Genomic DNA, 18,316 nt, shown 5'->3' on the forward strand with positions numbered 1-18,316 from the left:
GTAACGATACCGATTTCGGATTGCGTCGAGGGCCCGGCACCGAACCGTAATCCTCTCCTCCCCTGTTCTCGTGGCAGGGGTTGTGTACCGTCCGGCACAGCTCGCTGGCTATTTCGCGCTGGTGCTTACGGCCGGCGCGTTGCTCGTAAACTCGGCGACCGCCCCGGTTTCCCTCTCGACCGGAACGGTCGGCGTCCAGATCGGACTCGTCCTCACCGCCGCCGTCGCCGGCGTTGTCGAGCACCGACGCGAATTGAGTCAGTTTGAGACCCCCGGGTTCGACCGCTCGGACGGGATCGACGCGCTCGCAGTCGTTGCCGGGGCCGTCGTCACCTACGCGCTGAGCGTCTCTGCCGGGCTCGGGCCGGTTCTGGCCTCCGCGCTCGTCGGACTGCTCGTCGGGCTCACGATCCCCGAAGTCGGTGCGCCGGCCTACTGCGGCTCCTTCGTCGGCATGGCCTCTCCGGCGGTGTTCGCATCGCTCGAGTTCGTCGCGCTCGCAGGAGTCGTCGCCGGCCTCGGCTTCGTGGCGTCGACGGAGTCGTTCGGCGGCGTCGGCGGAAAGCTGGGAACGCTCGCGCTGTTCGGCTGTGTCACGACGGCCGCGATTGTGGGCCTCGACTACACCAGCGCCGGGCCCCCGCAGTGGGAGCTCGTCTCCACCATCGTCCCGGTGGCGGTCCTCGGGGCCGTCGCGACGGTCGTCCTGAGCGTTCGACTCGAGTTGGGTGCGGTCATCGGCTCCGGAGTCGTCGGCGTCGCGGCCGGCGTCGCGTTCCCGCTGGCCGCGCCGGAACTGGGGACGACGCTGGCCGCCGCGGCCTTCTGTGCCTCCTTCGTCGGGATGTCAAGCGTGGAACGGCTGGGCGGCATCGCCCACATCGCGCTCGTCGGCGGGCTGTCGGGGTTCGTCTTTCTCGCGGTGACGCCCGCGTTCGACGGTGCCGGCGGCAAACTCGGGACCGTCGCCTTCGTCTCCTGCATCGGTCTCATCGGCGCGCTGGAACTCCGCGAGTTCGCGGTCGAACGGATGCAATGAGTTCGGCGAGTTCGACGAATTTGGCGAGTTCGGCGAGTTCGTGGCCCGTAATTCGAGAACAGATCAGCCACCGACCGCCGACTGCCGCCTACCACCCCTAGTCCGCCGAAATCTCGCAGCTTCCTTCGTACGACACGTCGTCGACCGACTCGATCTCGGGCTCGTCGCCACAGACCGGACAGGCCGGATTCGACAGGACATCGACCGTCTCGAAGCTCATGTCCATCGCGTCGTACATCAGGAGCCGGCCCTCCAGGGACTCGCCCTTGCCGAGAACGTACTTGACGACCTCGGTGGCCTGAATGCAGCCGACGGTGCCGGGGAGGACGCCGAGGACGCCGGTGGTCGCACAGTCGGGAACGGTACCGGGCTCGGGTGCCTCGGGAAAGATACAGCGGTAACACGGCGGCGAGTCCGCAGATCCGTCGGATTCCCCGCCGCGTTCGTTCGTGAACGTTGTCACCTGCCCTTCGAAGCGGTAGATCGCGCCGTGAGAGAGCGGCGTTCCGGTGAGCACGCAGTGATCGTTCAGCAGGTATCGCGTGGCGAAGTTGTCGCTGGCGTCGAGGACGACGTCGTACTCAGCGACCAGGTCCGCGACGTTGTCGGCGTCGATCCGGATCTCGTGGGCGTCGACGTCGATATCCGGGTTGAGCGCCGCGACGTAGTCGGCCGCGCTCTCGACCTTGGGGCGGCCCACGTCGTCGTCGCCGTGGACGATCTGTCGCTGCAGGTTCGACCGTTCGACGACGTCGTCGTCGACGATCCCCAGCCGCCCGACTCCGGCCGCCGCGAGGTACTGGATTGCCGGCGATCCCAGCCCGCCCGCACCGACGACCAGCACCGACGCCTCGAGCAGGCGTTGCTGGCCTTCGGGGCCGATTTCGTCCATGATCACGTGTCTCGAGTAGCGATCGAGTTGGGTCGCATCGAGGCGCAGGTCGCTCATAGCCGGTACTTGGTGTGAGAGCGAGAAAAATCCGCGGGTCGGTTCGGGGTTGGTAGAAGGGGTGACAACGGATCGAGCGACCGCATTCGATAGCCGCCACAATCCGACAACTGGTCGAGGCAGGTCTGTGGGTGAACCAGACGATTTAATAGTATGGTGCGCATTGGCATACCTATGGCAACCTCACCCAATGATGCCGGTGACGATGTCGTCGACCAATTCCTCTCGGATCGCGGCCACACGGTAGAACGAGTGGGGTGGGAGCAAGAGTATAACAAGAAACAGTGTCCCGACTGTGGCGGCCTCCACGATACGGCCGCGAGCTCCTGTACCGTCTGCGGGTGGGAACCGACCCCGTAACGCCGTCAGCAATCGCCGGTCCATTTTTCGGACGATAGCGTCTCAGCAGTCAGAACCCGCCGTCTGTGCTGTCGACACGACGCTGTTCAGTCGCGACGACCGCTATTTTCCCCACTGTCATGCGACACAATTATAATGTATTGTTCACGTAGGTGTTTTACGAACAACAATGCCGGAATGCCAGAACTGCGGTGCGTTCGTGACGGATGCGTACGCTCGCGTGTTTACCCCGCGTGGCGTCGACGATCCGCGGGTCTGTCCCGACTGTCAGGACAAGATTCGAGACGGTGCTGACATCCGAACCGCACGCTCCCCGCGAAACCCCTGACGGCGTCGCCGACCCGCCGCCGTCGGGCGGGTTCAAACTGGCAGACGGGTTTCTATCGACGGAAACCCACGTGACTTATGGGTATTGCGCTCTTGAACAGCTACAATGGCTACCACGGAGACGAAGGTGACCCGGTTGTTCGGTGGTCCGGGCAGCGGGAAGACGACTGCCCTGCTCGACCACGTCGAAGAAATTCTCGAGGAAGACGGCGTTACATTCCGGGATATCCTTGTCGTCTCGTACACACGAGCGGCTGCACAGGAGGTTCGCGAACGACTGGCCGAACGGCTCGACGAGAGCCCACGTGCACTGCAGGGCAACGTCTGTACGATGCACGCGAAAGCCTACGAACTTCTGGATCTCTCTCGAAGCGACGTAATCGGCGAATCCGACAAGGAGGAGTTTTGCGAAGATTTCGGCATCGAGTACGAAGACGAATACAGCGGTGCCGGCCGCCGGACCGCCCGATCGACGACGATCGGCAACAAGATCATCGCGACGAGTCAGTGGCTCCAGCGGACCAGCCGCGAGGTTTCGGACTGGTACGACGTGCCGTTCCAGTGGGACGAAGAGGAGGTCCGTCTGCCACCCGAAATCGACCCCAACGCACAGGAAGGGAACAAATACACGCCGACCTGGCCCTCCGACGACGATCGGATCGACGTCCCCGAAGCGATCCGTGCCTGGCGCAACTACAAGGGCGAGGAAGGCAAGATCGGGTTCGCGGACATGTTAGAGCGCGTGAAACAGCGCTCGCTGCTGCCGAGCGTCGATTATCTGGTGATCGACGAGTTTCAGGACATCACCACCCTTCAGTACGACGTCTACGAGGAGTGGAAACCCCACATGAAACAGGTCCTGATCGCCGGCGACGACGACCAGGTCGTCTACTCCTGGCAAGGTGCTGACCCCGCACTCCTGCTCGACGAAGAAGTCGACGAGGACATTATTCTGCCGAACTCCTACCGACTGCCGTCGAACGTCCTCAACGCCGTCAACAAGGAGATTCGTCACATCGAGACGCGCCAGGACAAGGACCTCAAACCGCGCAAGGAGGGCGGTGCCGTCGAGGCTCGAGCGAACGCGTCCATGCTCGACGTCGTCCGAAACGTCCGCCGAACGCTCATCGAGAGCGACGGCACCGTCATGGTGTTGTTCCGAGCGCGGTATCAGATGTTCCAGTTCATCGACGAGTTCATCACCGAGGGCATTCCGTTCACGTCGCTGACCGACCAGCGGATGTGGACCGATCGACTCACCCAGTACGTCCGTGCCGTCGAGGCGATCGACGAGGGCGAGGACGTGACCGGCCTGCAAGCCCGGCGACTCGCCGATATGCTCCAGGAGTCGGCGTTCGGCACCAACGAGCGCGACGAACTGTTCGACGAGATCGACGAGCGCCAGGAGGAAGCTGGCATCGAGGACTTGGAGGACCTCATGATCCCGTCCGAAGTCGTCCAGGACCACGCGCCGTTCATGCCCGGTCCCGCGTCGGCGGGCGACATGGTCCGGAAAGTGACCAACTTCCAGAAGAAGAGCGTGCGGTCGTACTTCGCGATCGGCGAGTACCTCGAGATGGAGACCGACCGCGTCCGGGTCGGCACCATCCACTCCGCGAAGGGCCGCGAGGCCGACCACGTCATCGTCGGCACCGACCTCACCGAGAAGGTCGTCGAGCAGATGGTCGCGACCGTCGACGACCCCACGGACATCCCCGACTGCGAGGAGTTCACCAAGAGCTCCTCGCCCGTGCCCGTCCTGACCGACAACGAACGCCGCGTCTTCTACGTCGGCATGTCTCGGGCCCGCGAACGGTTGGTTCTGCTCGAGAACCTCGTCGACGGCGCGCCGACGCTCCCCATCGACGTCTTGCTCAACAACGAGCTTACCGACGCGAGCATGGAGGAACTGATCGAGGAGGCCCAGCAGCCACAGGACGCTGCCGACGGCGAAGAGGTCGAAGCCGAAGCGCCGTGACCGGTGGCGATCCGACGGGCGGTGGCGGGGCTGATAGGGGTAGCGACGGTGGCGCCGATATCGATACCGACGACAGTGTCAGATCACACCTCAGGTCCACCATCAGCGAGGCGCTCGAGGCCCGCGACGCGGTGGCGTTCGTCCACGCCGGATCCGAAGCCGATCCCGCAATCCGGTACTGTTGGTCCCGACGGGGCGCCGTCGCAATCGCGTTCGACGGTCAGGAGTGGCTCATCGATGCGGCTGCGAACGCATCGACCCACCCCGCAGAACGGCTCGCATCCCGATTGGCCGAACGTGTTGAATCGACGCTGGTACTGACGCCGGCACGGATTCCCCACGACGCCGCACTGTATCTCGAGACCGCCGGCTTCGAACTCGCCTCGACGGACGTCATCGACGCCGCTCGAGCGACGAAAACGGCGACCGAATGCGAGCGAATCGCGGCCGTACAGGCCGCCGCCAGCGCCGGGATCCGCAGCGGGGCGTCGCTGCTCGCCGATGCGGTCGGCGACGACGGCCGACTCGTGGCCGACGGGCGGCCGGTGACTCCCGAGCGCCTTCGCACGGCGATCGACGAGGCCATCGTTTCAGCGGGTGCGTTTCCCGCGGGCAACACCGTCGTCAACCCCGATCCCGGACATACGCCATCGAGTCGCGATGCTGGCGACGACACTGGCACTGAGATCGGTAAGGAAAACGAGAGCGAGCGCGAGAACGAAAACGAAAACGAAACCCGGACCGGGACCGGAACCGGAACCGAACCTACCGACCACAACGACAGCGCGCTTCGACCCGGCGAGCCGATCGTTCTCGAGGCGACACCCCGCGGCCCGGACGGCTACTATGGCAGCCTCGTTCGGACGCTCGTCGTCGACGGCGACGGCGGCCGGGAGCGTCGGGCCCACGTCGGCGTCACGCAGTCGTTCCAGTCCGCACGGGCGATGCTGACGGCGGATACGGAGTCCGTCACGAGGGTCGAAGCCGATCTCGAGGCCGAGGTCCGCGCCTTCGGATTCGGGGAGGGCGAGGACGTCCGGACGCGAGTCGCCGGCGTCGGTCTCGAACCCCGCGAACGGCCGCTCGAGGGCGGCGACCAAATCGAACCCGGAAGCGTCGTTCGGCTCGAGTCCGCGGTCCACGTCGCCGACGGGCAGTGGCTCCGGATCGCGGATCTCCTCGTCAAAGGCGAGACGGGGGAGCGACCCGAGCTATTCGAGGGGCCGTCGCGCTCGCTCGAGCCGACGGCGTTGCTCGAGGACTGATACGGTTTACTGTAGTCAATGACCGCCGATCACCAGAACGGGGTCGGCGATCGACGGTAACTAGTTACAGCAATCCGTATGAAAAACCGAGCTGTTACAGACTGTATCAGCTACCCTCGCCGGTTTCGTTCGCAGTCTGCTCTTCCTCGTCGTCTCGATCCGAACCGGTCATCCGACCGGAGAGACTGACGATCGCATCGATTAGGACTTCGCCGAGTTTGAGGATTCCGAGGAGGGAGTCGGCCATGGTGATCTCTCCTTGCTCGTTCGTACACTCGAAGGAACATAACTCTCAGCCGCTGGGTCGCGACGAACGACGCACTACGAACGATCGTCATCGCGAGACACGTCTACCACGTCGCGGCTCTCGTCCGGTTCGGTATCCGAATCGCTCGTGACCGCGCCCACGACGCGTTTGGCGGCGAGTCCCGGAACATCCGTCGGCGTCGTCACCCGTCGCTGGACGACGACGAGCAACACCGCAAGGACGAGCAGGATGCCGCCGGCCATGGTCTGACCGCGAACCAGTAACAACTCGAGTCCGGCGAGCGCGGCGGGCAGCGCGAGCACGAGGACCCCCGCGAGTTTGATCGTATCGATGATACCGGCCATTGCACGCTGGTAACGCGGGTGTCGTCAAAAGGACGGCGACTGTGTTCGCCGACCGCCGTTCGAGCACCATCGCAGAACTGGAACGCATGACAGGTTCAGAACACCTTTATCCGTCGGCTGGCACGTCCGAGTATGTTCACGGGAATCGTCGAGGAAACCGGCGAGATCGTCGCTCGAGAGCGAACCGAGGACGGTCTTCGTCTCCGTATCGGTGCCGATGAGGTCGCGACGGGGCTCGAACACGGCCAAAGCATCAGCGTCAGCGGCGTCTGTCTCACGGTCGAACGCTTCGAAGACGGGGCGTGGTTCGAGGTCTTCCTCGCGACCGAGACGGTCGAACGGACCTATCTGGGCACCCTCGCCGAGGGCAATGCGGTCAATTTAGAGCGCGCGATGCCGGCCGACGGTCGGTTCGACGGGCACGTCGTCCAGGGTCACGTCGACGCGGTCGCGACGGTTTCGGCTATCGAATCGGTCGAAGAGGATTGGTTCTTCGAGTTCGAACTTCCCGAGGGTTACGAGCGGTACGTCGTCGAGAAGGGGTCGATCACGCTCGACGGGATCAGTCTGACTGTCGCCGACCTCGACGAGGAACCCGGGCGGGTAACCGTCGCGATCATCCCGACCACCTACGATCTCACGACCCTCGCGGAAAAGGAGCCCGGCGACCCGGTCCACCTCGAGGTCGACGTTCTCGCGAAGTACGTCGAACGACTGCTCGAGGCCCGCTTCGAGTAGCGAGGGGGTCGCTTCGCTTCTCGATTCCGCGACTACCGGCCGCAGTCGGGCGGAACACCGTCTACTGGACCGTCCGAACGCTCTACTTCGTTCGATCGCTCGCGTCCAGTCGCCGCCGACACGCCTCGAGCAACTCGACCTGGCGCTCGAGCAGCGCCGCGGCCTGTTCGCTTCCTCGTTCGGTCTGCCGGTCGAGTTGGTCCTGAATCGCCTGAATCTGCTCGAGATGGTCCGCGACCTGTTCGGAGAGTTCGTCGTTCGCCTCGCGGACGTGTACCGCCTCGAGTTCGGCGACCGCTTCGTCCATCGACTGTGGCTGCTCGCCTGACTTATCGGCGTCCGTACCCAGCAACGAAGCGACGGCGTCGAAGTAGCTCCGGGTAACGGCCTGGCTCGCCTCGAGACCCTGGCGCTGGGCGACCAGCGGCGCTTCGACTGCCCCCCGCGCGGCGCGCTGTTGGACGGCCAGTCCCCGTTTGATCAGTTGCTGTCCGTTCGTCATCGCGTCCTGCTGTGCGGCGAGCATGGCCGCGAGCGACGATGGTGAGCGACGGGGCTGCTGACTGGCGGCGTCGCTCTCGGATTCGGCGGTCGACGATCGGGTCGGCGGGGCGTCGTCCGGAGTCGCTGTCTCTCGCTCCGTCGCCGCGGCCCCTTCCGAAATCAGTTCACGAGCAGCCGCGTCGGGATCCGACTCCGTTTCGGCATCGGCATCAGTATCGCCGTCGATATCGGTGCCTGTGTCAGCGTCCATCCCCCGACCCGCAATCGCGTCGGGATCGACCGCAGGGTCCGAGCGCTCATCGGGGTCCGCCGCCGCTTCGATATCGACGCCGGGATCGATTTCGTCAGAGACGTCCTGAGCGTCCGTCGCCGCTGCCTCGGTGTCGGCGGAATCCGGATCCAGTTCGGTCTCCGGACGGCTGTCCGTCGGAGACGGCGAGCGCCCCTCCACATCGGGGTCGAGTTCCGTCTCCGGTCGCGGATCCGCCTTCGATTCCGAGCGAGCATCCGCTTCGGTCGCCGATTCGATATCGACGCCGGTGTCCAGTTCGTCCGTCAGATCCATCTCGTCGGTCCCGCTCGGTCCGTCGCCAGTCTCGAGATCACCGGTGTCCTTGGATTCCGCGGCCGACTCGAGATCGACGCCGGTGTCTAGCTCGTCGGCGACGTTATCCTCCACCTCGTGTTGCCCGTCGATGCTGCCCAGTTCGTCGGACTCGGTGTCGTCTGCGGCCGATTCGATATCGACACCGGAGGTCACGTCGGCGGACAGGTCCGATCGGTCGGTCGCCGATTGGTCGCTACCGTCGGGACCGTCGTCACTCGGTTCGATCCCCCCGCTCTTCTCCGTCGGGTCGGTACCACGGGCCGTTTCGCCGCCCCGTACTTCCGTTTCGGCCGCCTCGTTCATCGGGTTGGACGGCACGTCCGTTTCGGTTTCGTCGGGCACAGCAGTTTCGTCCTGGAGTTCGACGTCACCCGTCTCTCTGGCCCGTTCTTGCTCTCCAGTCACCTCCTGAAACTCGCTCTCGCCTCCCTCGTCGCCCGCGTCCTGCCCGCCGGCCGCACCCATCGCTTCGGTTTCGCGTCGCTCCTCGAATCGGTCCATCATCGCATCGTCCGTCTCAGGATCATCGGTTTCATCGTCCGGTTCGGATCGGGTAATCGCGTCGTCCGGCTCCGAATCGGAGATCACATCCGTCTTCGCTCGTGTCTCGGACGCGTCCGGTTCGTCCGCCCGCTCGGCTGCGTTCCCGGTCGCCGGCCCGCCCATTTCGTCGGCGCTGTTCCGGTCCGGTATCTCGCTCGAGTCCTCGACGAATCCGGTTCCGGGGTCCCGTTCCGCGGCGTTATCGGGCTCGAGTTCCGCCCCTGTTTCCGTTTCCGTTTCCATTCCCGTTCCGGTTTCGGAAACGGACCGAGCCGGTTCAGCGGACTCCGCTCCGTCGTCCACGGTCGACTCCGTCGACTCGAGCGCGTCGACGGACTCCGCCTCGAGTCGGATCGACTCGCTCGAAATCTCGTCGACGCCGTCTTCGTGAATCTCGACCGTATCCTCGGTGCCGCGCCAGCCGAGAGTGGCCTTGATGGAGTCCATGACGCCCGAACGCGGCTCGACGCGGGCGGTGTCGCCTTCGATGGTCGTGACGGTTCCGATCACCTCGCCGTTGGCGTTCTCGACGGTTTTGTCGATGTCGTCGTCGGTAAACGTCCCACTCATGGCTCAGGACTGCGCTGCCCGACGTGAGTCTGTGTTGCCTGCACCAGCCAGTACGTCCGTCGTCCGTTCCCGTTGTATCCGGAACCGAAACTCGGTCGCCGTGAGAACCCGCGATCGCGCGTTAGCCTCACCGCTGGGGCGGTTCGAACTCGGTTCGCTCCGGGTGAGGCGGGGTCCCGGTGTCGTCTCTGACTTCGCGGTAGGTGCGACGGTAGCGGGCGATCTTCCGATAGAGGTAGTAGCCGACGGCGAGGTCGAAGACGATTACGTAGCCCACGAACGCCAACCCGAAGCTAACGGGGTAGGTGGTGGCGACGAAGTCGGGGATGATCCCGACGGTCACGTTGTACGTTCCGTGAACGAATGCGGCGATGAGCAGCCCCTTCACGACGATCGGACCGGCCTGTTCGGGGTTGAACTTGGCGAGACCGAGGTAGTAGCCTGCGATCGCGGAGAAGATGACGTGGCCGGGGCCGACAAGCGCCCGGACGGTCGCGATGCCGGTCGCGGCGGTGAACAGGCCGGTCTCTGCCGTTGCAACCGTGCCGGAGATGTAGATCGCGTTCTCGATCGCGGCGAATCCCAGGCCGGCGACCGCGCCGTAGACCGTCCCGTCGATGACCGCATCGAATGTATCGCTCCGATACGCGAAGACGCGGACCGCGAGCAGTTTGACCCCTTCCTCGACGGGGCCGACGATCAGATAGAAAAAGAGGACCGTTCCGACGACGGGAATCGCCTGCAGGATCGGGCCGAACGCCGAATTCACGACGGCGGCGAACGTTGCGAACAGTACGGCCAGAACGAACGTGACGACCAGAAGCCCGAGCGGTTCGCTGGTCGTGATATCCGTGTACCAGATAAACGCCGCCAGCAACCCCGCGGGGACGACCGAAAGCGCGAAGAAGGCCGCAAGGAGCGGTTCGTCGATGACGAGCACCGCAGGCTGAACCAGCAGCGTGAGCGTGATCACGAACGCGACGGCGAGAACGATCGCTCGCAACCCGTAACTGATGCCGTTGTAAATCGAGTACGCGAGCAGATCGACCGCGGATCGAGGTTCCCACGTCGAAACGTCATAGAGGTCCCGCGACTCCTCGTCTGCCCGTTCGACCGAGTCGTTTCTTCGCTGCATGGCCGTCGCTACACCGTCCCTTCCGGTAAGCGTTCGGCGACGTTCTCTCCTAGTATGATATTGACTGTCAAGATCTGTATAAGGATTGTACTTATGCGTGTTCACGGGCGATGACCGACAATCATGTACAGCAGCAGTCGCGGGATCCTCTACACGGCACCACCGAAAGCGGACGAAGCCGACGAGAATCGGGGCGAAGACGCCGCTACCGAAACCGTCGCCACGGAAGACGCGATCGTGGAAACAGACGACGCAACCGTGACAGCCGGCTCCGAGGCCACAACACGTCTCGCCGCCGACGACTAACCTCATACGGTTTACTGTAGTCAATGACCGCCGATCACCGACCCCGTCCCTGGTGATCGGCGGTACATAGTTACAGCAATCCGTATCAGACGCGAAGCGACCTCGGTTCGACGCGGTGTCCGCGAGGACGATTGCGAGCACGTCGGCGTCGCCGCCAGCGCCGACTCGGAATCCACAAAGGCCCCCCCATCCAACCGGCGGGTATGCACTTCGTCCAGCGAACCCAGCAGGCGCTTCGGGACGTCGGCCTCGAGACCGACGATCTCCGGGGCGCCTCGGCGACCGCCGCCGAAACCAACGGGGCGACACTCGAGGAATTGTTCGCGACCAACGACCGCGTGCGGTTCGCGCCCGAACGCAGGATTCTGCAGTGATTCGGATGAATCAGCGTGTCAATCGTGCCGTAACGGCCGTTCACAGTAGTCCGGAGGGGACACGATGACGACGGCTCGAGTCCGCGGCATCTACACCACGGCGATCACGCAACTCCTCGCCGCGAACGGGCTCGAGGTCGTTCAGGCCTCCGACCCCATTCGGGATCGCTTCGACGAGCGGACGTTCGCCACGGCACCGGCGGACGTGACGATCGAGACGACGCGGGACAGGCAGGGCGTCGAACTCTCGGGGGCCCCCGAGGCAGTCGAAACGGTTGCCGACGAACTCGCGACCCTCGCGATCGATGCCTTCCGCTGGGAATCCGACGTTCCGCGCGGTGCGGTCTTCGACGCCGAGGTACTCGAGGCCGGCGGCGGGGGCGGCGCGACCGTCGATCTCGGCGACGGCCACCGCGGTTATCTCCACTACGACGACGTCGACGGCTACGTCGACGAGGGCAACCGCTACCGCGTGCAGGTCACCGAACCGGTGCCGCCGTGGACCGACGACGACCCGCGCGTCGCACCGACGCTCGAGGTTCAGGGCGGGCTCTGTACCCTCTCACGGGATCGAACCGGCGTCTCAGCGGCACTCCGGAGCGAGAAGGCCGACGAGCTCGTCGGCATGACCGACCTATTGTCGGTCGACGTTCCCGAAGACTGGGGCGTCCGCTGGCAGCACGCGGCCGCCGACGCCGACCTCGAGGCGATGGGGACGGCTCTCGAGGACGCGGCGGATCGAGCGCTGACGCTCGAGGACGCGCTCGCGGATGCGCCCGACGAACCCGAAGCGCCGGCCCGGCTCGCCGTACCACGGGCGACGACGTGGTCCTGGTTCGGCCGCGAGACCCGGTTCGCGCTGGACGAGGTGCGCCGCAAGGTCGAGACGACGATGGCGGGCCACCACCGAACCAAGGCCGCCGATCGGGCCGCCAGCGCGGCCGTCGACTTCGCGGAAGCCGTCTGCGAGTCGCCCGGTAGCGACGACGGATCCGACGGCGACGGCTTCCCCTTCGCCGCCGTTAGCCGACAGTTCGGCCCGACCGCCGGCGACCGGATCGAGATCGGCCACGGAAAACCCGACGGGCGGCTGATCACGCTGGGTCGCGGCGAGGTGACCAGTTGGAACGGCGACGGAAAAGTCACGCTCGAGCGCTCGATGCGCGGCGGCGGCAGCTACGACGCGCTCGGCGTGTCCAAGGAATCGGGCGACGTCGCCGTCACGAAGTTCCGCGAGGGGCGCTGGTGGTATCCGACGACGTACAAAGACGAGCGCGGAACCGCGAAGGGGACCTACGTCAACGTCTGTACGCCCGTCGAACTGTTCCCTGACGCGGCGCGGTACGTCGACCTCTACGTCGACGTGATCCGCACACCCGACGGCGCGGTCGAAATCGTCGACGCAGACGAACTCGAGGCCGCGGTCGACGACGGTCGCGTCTCCGAGGAGTTGGCCGAGAAAGCGATGACCGTCGCGGAGGCCGTCGAGCGGGCGCTGTCGAAGTAGGTCGGCCGCGAGGCCCGGTTCCGTCTCAAATCCGTTACAGTCGGTTGTGATTTCGGCCACCGTCTCGGTTCCGGCTCCGGCTTCGGTTCCGATTCCGGTTCCGGCTCCGGCTTCGGTTCCGGCAACCGGCGTTTTATCGGTATCACAGCCCAACCACTGCTGAATGGTACCCGACGTATCCGACTCACGGCCTCACTCGAGTCTCGACATCCACGACGTTGCAGACGTCACTCACGCCGGCGGCATGCGGGCTACTCGCGCGTTCCCCACGGGAACGCACGCACACTTCGACCCGTTCGTGCTCTTCGAGCGGTTCCACGTCGCGGCCGACCAGGGGTTCCCGTCTCACGCACACGCCGGCTTCGAGATTCTCACTTACATGCTCGAAGGCGGCATGGCCCACGACGACTCGCTCGGTCACGACGTGACGACTCGAGCGGGCGAGGCGATGCGAATCACGGCCGGCGATGGAATCCGCCACTCGGAGTTTCCCGCCGATGGCCCCTGTAGCGGCCTCCAGTTGTGGGTCAACCTCCCGCGGGATCGCAAGGGGATCGAGCCGTCGTACGCCGACGCCTCGAGCGACGAGTTGCCGACCGAAACGGGAGACGGAGTCTCGATCACGACCGTCGTCGGCGAGGGGGCGCCGCTCGACCTCGAGACGCCGATGCAGTATCGGGACGTGACGCTTTCGGCCGGCGCATCGTGGACCTGGAACCGGCCGGAGGACTGGGTCGGGTTCTGTTACGTCGTCTCGGGATCGGGGACCGTCGACGGAACGGCGCTCGAGGTCGGACAGTTCTGTACGGTCGATGCAGACGGAGCGTCCGTCACGCTATCGACGGAGGACCGCTGCCGCGTCGTCGTCGTTGATGGCGTTCCACACGACGAGGCGATTCATCAGCGCGGGCCGATCGTCGCGTAATCGCGAACAGACAGACCCTGCAACCGAAAACTCAGTCCGAAAGCGCTGCGACGTCCCCTGCAGGAGTAGTATTCGGCAGCAGATGGACGTAATCGTCGAGATCAAGTGCAAAGTCCTGTGCGGTCGCCGGTTCGACCCAGTGAAGGTCGAATTCCGCGCCGTGTTCGTCTCCGCCGTCGGTCACAGTGTGCGTCCACCGATCGCGGGGTTCGTGGACCGTCGCGTGGAAGAAGTGTCGGACGTACCGTTTCGGCGGTGACTCGCGACGCGTCCAGACGTCGGTCGTCAGACGGGTCGTCGAACTCAGCGATCCGAGTCCGGTCTCTTCGATGACTTCCCTGAACAGTGCTTCTCGCGGCGATTCGCCGGTCTCGAGCGTTCCCTTCGGAATCTGCAGTTCGTCGTGTCCCGGGCCGTCGAAAACCAATAGCTCGCCCGTCTGGCGCGTGATGTACGCACACGCCTTCTGGACGTACGTTACGTTTTCCATGGTGCAACTACGCACACTGTTCTTACATAAAAACGTACCTCCCCAGGATGTTAAAAGAGACTAAGGGGCTTGTACGGCCGTCCTTTCGCTTTCCGAACGCAGAGACGGGTTAATGGGAGGAAACAACCGGTTCGGCGTCCCTAACGAGTTTCTCGCCGGCCAGATGCGTAGACAGCGTCGCGAGTGCCACGGTCAGGCCGCTGTTCTGGAGACCGACTTCGAACGCACAGGCACGGGCGCGGTCTTCGGTCATCCCCGTCGCCCTCCCGACACCGTAGCTGGCACCTACTCCGAGGCCGTTTTGCAAGACGACGGTGAGGAAGACCAGCGCGCTCGCGGTCAGGATCTCCTCGACGTTGATCCCGACGACGGCCGCGACGATGGGGTGATCGTGATCGTGCTGATTGCGGGGGAAATCGACAGTCCCGCCGCCACCACCGCCGGGGCGTATTCGTCGAGTACGTATCGGAGGAACAGGCCGGCGACGACGGCGATCAGTCCGACGCCGATCTCCCACGGTAATCCGAGCGTAACGGCGAGCACGTAGGCGAACGTGGTCGCACCAGTGTAACGTGACCGTTCAGTTGGCAGTTACCATCATCCGACAACCACAGTTGCGCCTCATACTGTCTGTTCTCGGGCGTTTTCGATGGGGGCACAGGACGGCTTGCGGTCCCACCGGTACATCGGTACAGCAAACCGTATCGGTGAATGGGATAGAAGAATCTACGGGTTTGGGTCCGGAGAATACGGCTTCCCGGTCCGGAAGGATCCATTACGCTTCGGACAGTTCGGCGGCGAAATCGACTCCGGCGACCGGGCCTCCACAGACGGGACACCCGTTCGTAAGCGTTGCCTCGCGCATGGGGTCGGTAACGGTGAACGATCGGCGACAGTCGGGGCAGGTGAACTCGTAGGTTTTCATGATTGGTGGGACGTCGGCTCCATCTAGAACAACGCTGTTAGCGGGCATAGCAGTACAACCCAGATATAGAGGGTCGCCTCGAGAACGGTGTGACCGGCGGTACCAACGGATTCCGCTTCGACTCCACGGCGATGGTCTCGAGTCAAAACTCCACGGTAATCGTCTCGAGTCAAAAAAACGTGTGTGCGCGTGTGACTGCTCAGACAGCTGACCCGGAGTCAGCGGTTTTCGTCCGAGTAGCTGCTATCGGTGCTCGAGTCAGCGGATCGGGACGTTTAGTTGGACGATTTTTCTTTGTCGTCGTCACCGTCGTCTTCTTCCTTCGCCTCCTTCTTCCGCTGCTCTTTCTTGTCTAGGTCATCGTCTTCGTCCGGATCGTCGGGGTCGTCTGGGTCGTCGGGGTCGTCCGGATCGTCGGGGTCGTCGGGGTCGTCGGGGTCGTCTGGGTCGTCGGGGTCGTCCGGATCGTCGGGGTCGTCGGGGTCGTCAGGGTCGTCCGGATCGTCGGGGTCGTCGGGGTCGTCAGGATCACCGTTCACTTCGCCGCAGAACCGGATATTGGAGATACCGGCCTGTTGGTCGCCTTCTCCGGCGGCCAGATCGGTCTCGATAGTATCTCCGGAATCCGGGTCCGAATAGTCTTCACAATCGCTTCCACCGTAGACACGGATATGGGCAACGGTGCAATCCTCATCGTTCACCTCCCAGTTGAATGAAAAGGCGTCACAGTCGTCACCCTCCCCATCGGATTCGGTTACAGTTACGGTAATACACAGTCGCCTTCCACCTGCTCGACTGAACAGCCGTCGAACTCGTGTACCGCAATCAACTCGCCCTCGTCCGGACACTCATACTGGCCCGGTGGAACGCAGTCTCCGAACTCGTTGCCGTCATCTTGTACGCTGCTCAGACAGCCGCTTAGTCCTACGACTGCTACGCCGCTGGCAGCCAGCAACCGCCGTCTGTTGGTTGACTTCACCATACGTGAGCGACCGTCTCGAAGACTATTGTTATCAACATCCTGAATATAATAACTATGCTATATTCTCTCCCCATTTAACGCTATAAGAATTTTCTTAGTGGCGATTATTATTAGATGTCTTCGGTAGAAATATGATGAGCGTGTAGCTCGATACGATGCGCTTATCGGCAACTAAGAGCGCTTACAGGAGTTACAAATCACAGCCAAAGTACGAGATGGTTGTGAGTTTGGCCAATAGACCACCCACTGCTAAGGAAATTCTAAATGTGATTACCTAACCTCATGTTAGAGATAGTGTGAAATATTTGAGTCCACCGGAGACTCGTTCGGACGCTCGTTCAGTCGACGATGAGCGTCTCGAAACCGTTCGCTTCGCCGGCCTCGCTGTCGACCGCGGAACGCGGGACGTCCATTCCGTCGTCTCGAGCGACCGATCCCGGCTGCCCGCTCGAGTCCTTCCGGACGTGGTAGAGCGAGTCGAACGACTCATTATCGGCCGTTGACAAGGGGTGGTATGACCGACGAGCGGTCCCGCTACTCCGAGCGCGTCTCGCAAGTGCTCGTCTTCGCCCTCGTGTTGGGGCTAGCCATCGGCGGGATCGCACTCTTCGTCGTAGGGCAGTCCACGTCCGCCATCCCGCTCGCGGCGATTCCAGATCGCGTCACCCCCGGGCTGATCGTCGCCGGAACGCTCCTTTTTATCGGTGCCATCGCGCTTCCTGCACTCATGCTCTCCGGGTGGCAGTCCGCACAGGAGGACGCGACTCGAGACCGCCGTCAGTAGCCGCCGATTCCGGTGCTCGAAACACGAGGACGCGCTTGGCGGATCGGTCGACATCGCCTCGCCCCACGTCGCTTCGACTGACCGATTGCGGACGTCGATACGCTCGAGCGGGTCGAACAGTCGTTCGTTGGTCTCGAGTGATCGCGGCCAGATGTGGCCGTCCGCGGGCGCATAGACGCGCTCACAGCAGACGAGGAGCCCGCCCGGCGGAGAACGCGCCGTCGGGGAGCGGCAGGGATTCGGCGCGGCCGTGGATGCATTCGATCGAGACGTTTCCGTTTGCGCTTGCGCTTGTGTTCGTGTCCGTGTTCAGGTTCACGTCCGCGTTCCCGTTTCCGTTCCCGTCCCGGTTCCCGCTCGCAGCCGAATCCGCGCCCGCATACTGATACGGATTGCTGTAACTATGTACCGCCGTTAACCGACCCCGCCCCTGGTGATCGGCGGTCATTGACTACAGTAAACCGTATGAGGCCGCGTTTGAGTAGCCCCAGTAAGCTCACCATCGAACGATGACCCCGGTCTACGTCCGTTACTGGTCCCCGTCTTCGTCTTCGTCTTCGTCGCCTTCCGACGCGTCGTCCTCGGTTTCGGTGCTATCCGCGTCCTCTCCCGGTTCGACTTTCATGTCCGAGGCGTCCTCCTCGGGCGTTTCCTCGGGTTCGATCCCATCGGTCTGGGACGGCTGGGCCTGTTCGGGATCCGGACCGGTCGCCTCCGCAACCTCCTCAGCCATGGCCGTATCGGAAACGTCGACCTCGACTTCGTCATCGTCGTCGGCCTCCCGGCGTGGATCCTTGTCCTCTCCCACCTGTGCCGGCTTCGTTCGCGGCTCCGATTGCTCCGGGTTCTCGGTGAACTCGACGCGTGATCCCGTCTCTCCTTCCTCTCCGAGCTGGGCCGACTCGCTGACATCGCCGCTGGCGTCGATCTGTGATTCGTGGCCAGCATCCTCTCGATTGGCCGCCGCGTGGGCCTGATCAGAGCTGTCCTTGCCGTCGGTCCCGCCCTCGATTCCACCCGTATCGGGCCCGAACGTCTCTGGTTCGCTCGAGCGCCGCTTCCGAAGACCGTAGCTGAGCAGGGCAGCGGCGGCGGCTCCCTTCGGCAGGGCTCGAAGTTGTCCGTTTCCGAGCGATCGGAGAGCCGACAGGAGCAAGAGGCCACCCCCAGCAAACGGTAACAGCTCGCGTATGTTCCGATCGGTAGCAACCGCCTGTGCCATCTCCATTGGGCTCTCTGCCTCGAGTTCGTCGATGCGTTCGATCGTTTCCGTCGAGACGTCCGGCGTCAGGTCGTGATCGTGTTCCTCAGACATTGGATACTCCTCCGCGCACGCTGCGCTCACGGTGACTACAGGTCCCGCACGGTTGAAGCTTGGACCGGCAACTGAATACCC

The 18,316-nt window shown here is 63.9% G+C and carries 21 protein-coding genes and 2 pseudogenes; 11 read left to right on the plus strand and 12 right to left on the minus strand.

The window, feature by feature from the left end:
• Nucleotides 1-82 precede the first annotated feature (82 nt).
• Nucleotides 83-1,039 carry a hypothetical protein gene (locus tag GS429_RS20905; protein WP_328821524.1) on the plus strand — a complete coding sequence of 319 codons (957 nt, stop codon included), beginning with the start codon at nt 83-85 and terminating at the stop codon, nt 1,037-1,039.
• Between the two features lie 97 nt (nt 1,040-1,136).
• Here GS429_RS20905 and ubaA read toward each other — a convergent pair whose 3' ends face one another.
• On the minus strand, nt 1,137-1,988 hold the full coding sequence (gene ubaA / locus GS429_RS20910) for an SAMP-activating enzyme E1 (protein ID WP_160067832.1): 852 nt from the start codon (nt 1,986-1,988) through the stop codon (nt 1,137-1,139).
• Nucleotides 1,989-2,162: 174 nt separating this feature from the next.
• On the opposite strand from ubaA, the gene GS429_RS20915 reads away from it, so the two are divergent.
• The 4 genes from GS429_RS20915 to GS429_RS20925 all read left to right on the plus strand — a co-directional run bounded on the left by GS429_RS20915 (nt 2,163) and on the right by GS429_RS20925 (nt 5,918).
• Nucleotides 2,163-2,348: an HVO_0416 family zinc finger protein gene (locus GS429_RS20915; RefSeq protein WP_160067834.1), complete on the plus strand. Its 186-nt coding sequence runs from the start codon at nt 2,163-2,165 to the stop codon at nt 2,346-2,348.
• A gap of 169 nt (nt 2,349-2,517) precedes the next feature.
• Nucleotides 2,518-2,676, plus strand: coding sequence for a DUF7563 family protein (locus GS429_RS22015; protein ID WP_162989746.1), 159 nt, complete (start codon nt 2,518-2,520; stop codon nt 2,674-2,676).
• A 105-nt stretch (nt 2,677-2,781) separates the two neighbouring features.
• On the plus strand, nt 2,782-4,653 hold the full coding sequence (locus tag GS429_RS20920; protein WP_160067836.1) for a UvrD-helicase domain-containing protein: 1,872 nt from the start codon (nt 2,782-2,784) through the stop codon (nt 4,651-4,653).
• Nucleotides 4,650-5,918 (plus strand): M24 family metallopeptidase, encoded by a 1,269-nt coding sequence (locus tag GS429_RS20925; RefSeq protein ID WP_425438225.1) that lies wholly within the window; start codon nt 4,650-4,652, stop codon nt 5,916-5,918. Before GS429_RS20920 ends, GS429_RS20925 begins: the two co-directional genes overlap by 4 nt.
• Before the next feature lie 106 nt (nt 5,919-6,024).
• Here GS429_RS20925 and GS429_RS20930 read toward each other — a convergent pair whose 3' ends face one another.
• A complete protein-coding gene (locus GS429_RS20930; RefSeq protein WP_160067838.1) occupies nt 6,025-6,165 on the minus strand; it encodes a hypothetical protein in 141 nt (46 codons plus the stop codon).
• Nucleotides 6,166-6,239: 74 nt separating this feature from the next.
• Nucleotides 6,240-6,530 (minus strand): DUF7533 family protein, encoded by a 291-nt coding sequence (locus GS429_RS20935; RefSeq protein WP_160067840.1) that lies wholly within the window; start codon nt 6,528-6,530, stop codon nt 6,240-6,242.
• A gap of 132 nt (nt 6,531-6,662) precedes the next feature.
• Between GS429_RS20935 and GS429_RS20940 the strand changes: the two genes are divergently transcribed.
• The gene (locus tag GS429_RS20940; protein WP_160067842.1) at nt 6,663-7,268 is read left to right on the plus strand and encodes a riboflavin synthase; all 606 of its coding nucleotides are present in this window, start codon (nt 6,663-6,665) and stop codon (nt 7,266-7,268) included.
• 82 nt (nt 7,269-7,350) lie between these two features.
• Here the strand turns inward: GS429_RS20940 and GS429_RS20945 are convergent, their stop codons facing one another.
• A complete protein-coding gene (locus GS429_RS20945) occupies nt 7,351-9,492 on the minus strand; it encodes a midas domain-containing protein (RefSeq protein ID WP_160067844.1) in 2,142 nt (713 codons plus the stop codon).
• A gap of 127 nt (nt 9,493-9,619) precedes the next feature.
• Nucleotides 9,620-10,627 (minus strand): PrsW family intramembrane metalloprotease, encoded by a 1,008-nt coding sequence (locus GS429_RS20950; protein ID WP_160067846.1) that lies wholly within the window; start codon nt 10,625-10,627, stop codon nt 9,620-9,622.
• A 123-nt stretch (nt 10,628-10,750) separates the two neighbouring features.
• Between GS429_RS20950 and GS429_RS20955 the strand changes: the two genes are divergently transcribed.
• The 4 genes and pseudogenes from GS429_RS20955 (at nt 10,751) to GS429_RS20965 (ending at nt 13,739) form a co-directional block, all read left to right on the plus strand.
• Complete coding sequence (locus tag GS429_RS20955; RefSeq protein ID WP_160067848.1) at nt 10,751-10,933, plus strand: hypothetical protein; 183 nt, start codon at nt 10,751-10,753, stop codon at nt 10,931-10,933.
• 203 nt (nt 10,934-11,136) lie between these two features.
• Nucleotides 11,137-11,274, plus strand: a pseudogene (locus GS429_RS22020) (DUF7532 family protein); the annotation flags it as partial.
• Nucleotides 11,275-11,371: 97 nt separating this feature from the next.
• Nucleotides 11,372-12,814, plus strand: a complete 1,443-nt coding sequence (locus tag GS429_RS20960; RefSeq protein ID WP_160067850.1) for a ribonuclease FAU-1 family protein — start codon at nt 11,372-11,374, stop codon at nt 12,812-12,814.
• A gap of 163 nt (nt 12,815-12,977) precedes the next feature.
• Nucleotides 12,978-13,739 carry a pirin family protein gene (locus GS429_RS20965; RefSeq protein ID WP_160067852.1) on the plus strand — a complete coding sequence of 254 codons (762 nt, stop codon included), beginning with the start codon at nt 12,978-12,980 and terminating at the stop codon, nt 13,737-13,739.
• A gap of 31 nt (nt 13,740-13,770) precedes the next feature.
• On the opposite strand, the gene GS429_RS20970 is transcribed toward GS429_RS20965, so the two are convergent.
• From GS429_RS20970 to GS429_RS20990, 5 genes and pseudogenes are all read right to left on the minus strand, one after another.
• Nucleotides 13,771-14,229 (minus strand): NUDIX hydrolase, encoded by a 459-nt coding sequence (locus GS429_RS20970; RefSeq protein ID WP_160067854.1) that lies wholly within the window; start codon nt 14,227-14,229, stop codon nt 13,771-13,773.
• A gap of 109 nt (nt 14,230-14,338) precedes the next feature.
• Nucleotides 14,339-14,727, minus strand: a pseudogene (locus GS429_RS22335) (bile acid:sodium symporter family protein); the annotation flags it as partial.
• Nucleotides 14,728-15,004: 277 nt separating this feature from the next.
• Nucleotides 15,005-15,154 carry a DUF7560 family zinc ribbon protein gene (locus GS429_RS20980; RefSeq protein ID WP_160067858.1) on the minus strand — a complete coding sequence of 50 codons (150 nt, stop codon included), beginning with the start codon at nt 15,152-15,154 and terminating at the stop codon, nt 15,005-15,007.
• Nucleotides 15,155-15,429: 275 nt separating this feature from the next.
• Nucleotides 15,430-15,855 carry a hypothetical protein gene (locus tag GS429_RS22340; protein ID WP_235920876.1) on the minus strand — a complete coding sequence of 142 codons (426 nt, stop codon included), beginning with the start codon at nt 15,853-15,855 and terminating at the stop codon, nt 15,430-15,432.
• A 619-nt stretch (nt 15,856-16,474) separates the two neighbouring features.
• Nucleotides 16,475-16,642, minus strand: coding sequence for a hypothetical protein (locus tag GS429_RS20990; protein WP_160067862.1), 168 nt, complete (start codon nt 16,640-16,642; stop codon nt 16,475-16,477).
• An 8-nt stretch (nt 16,643-16,650) separates the two neighbouring features.
• Between GS429_RS20990 and GS429_RS20995 the strand changes: the two genes are divergently transcribed.
• Nucleotides 16,651-16,920, plus strand: a complete 270-nt coding sequence (locus GS429_RS20995; protein WP_160067864.1) for a hypothetical protein — start codon at nt 16,651-16,653, stop codon at nt 16,918-16,920.
• Between the two features lie 181 nt (nt 16,921-17,101).
• Here GS429_RS20995 and GS429_RS21000 read toward each other — a convergent pair whose 3' ends face one another.
• On the minus strand, nt 17,102-17,368 hold the full coding sequence (locus GS429_RS21000) for a hypothetical protein (protein WP_160067866.1): 267 nt from the start codon (nt 17,366-17,368) through the stop codon (nt 17,102-17,104).
• Between the two features lie 81 nt (nt 17,369-17,449).
• Nucleotides 17,450-18,235: a hypothetical protein gene (locus GS429_RS21005; RefSeq protein ID WP_160067868.1), complete on the minus strand. Its 786-nt coding sequence runs from the start codon at nt 18,233-18,235 to the stop codon at nt 17,450-17,452.
• Between the last annotated feature and the right edge of the window lie 81 nt (nt 18,236-18,316).

Source organism: Natronorubrum halalkaliphilum (genome assembly GCF_009834785.1).
Lineage (GTDB): Archaea > Halobacteriota > Halobacteria > Halobacteriales > Natrialbaceae > Natronorubrum > Natronorubrum halalkaliphilum.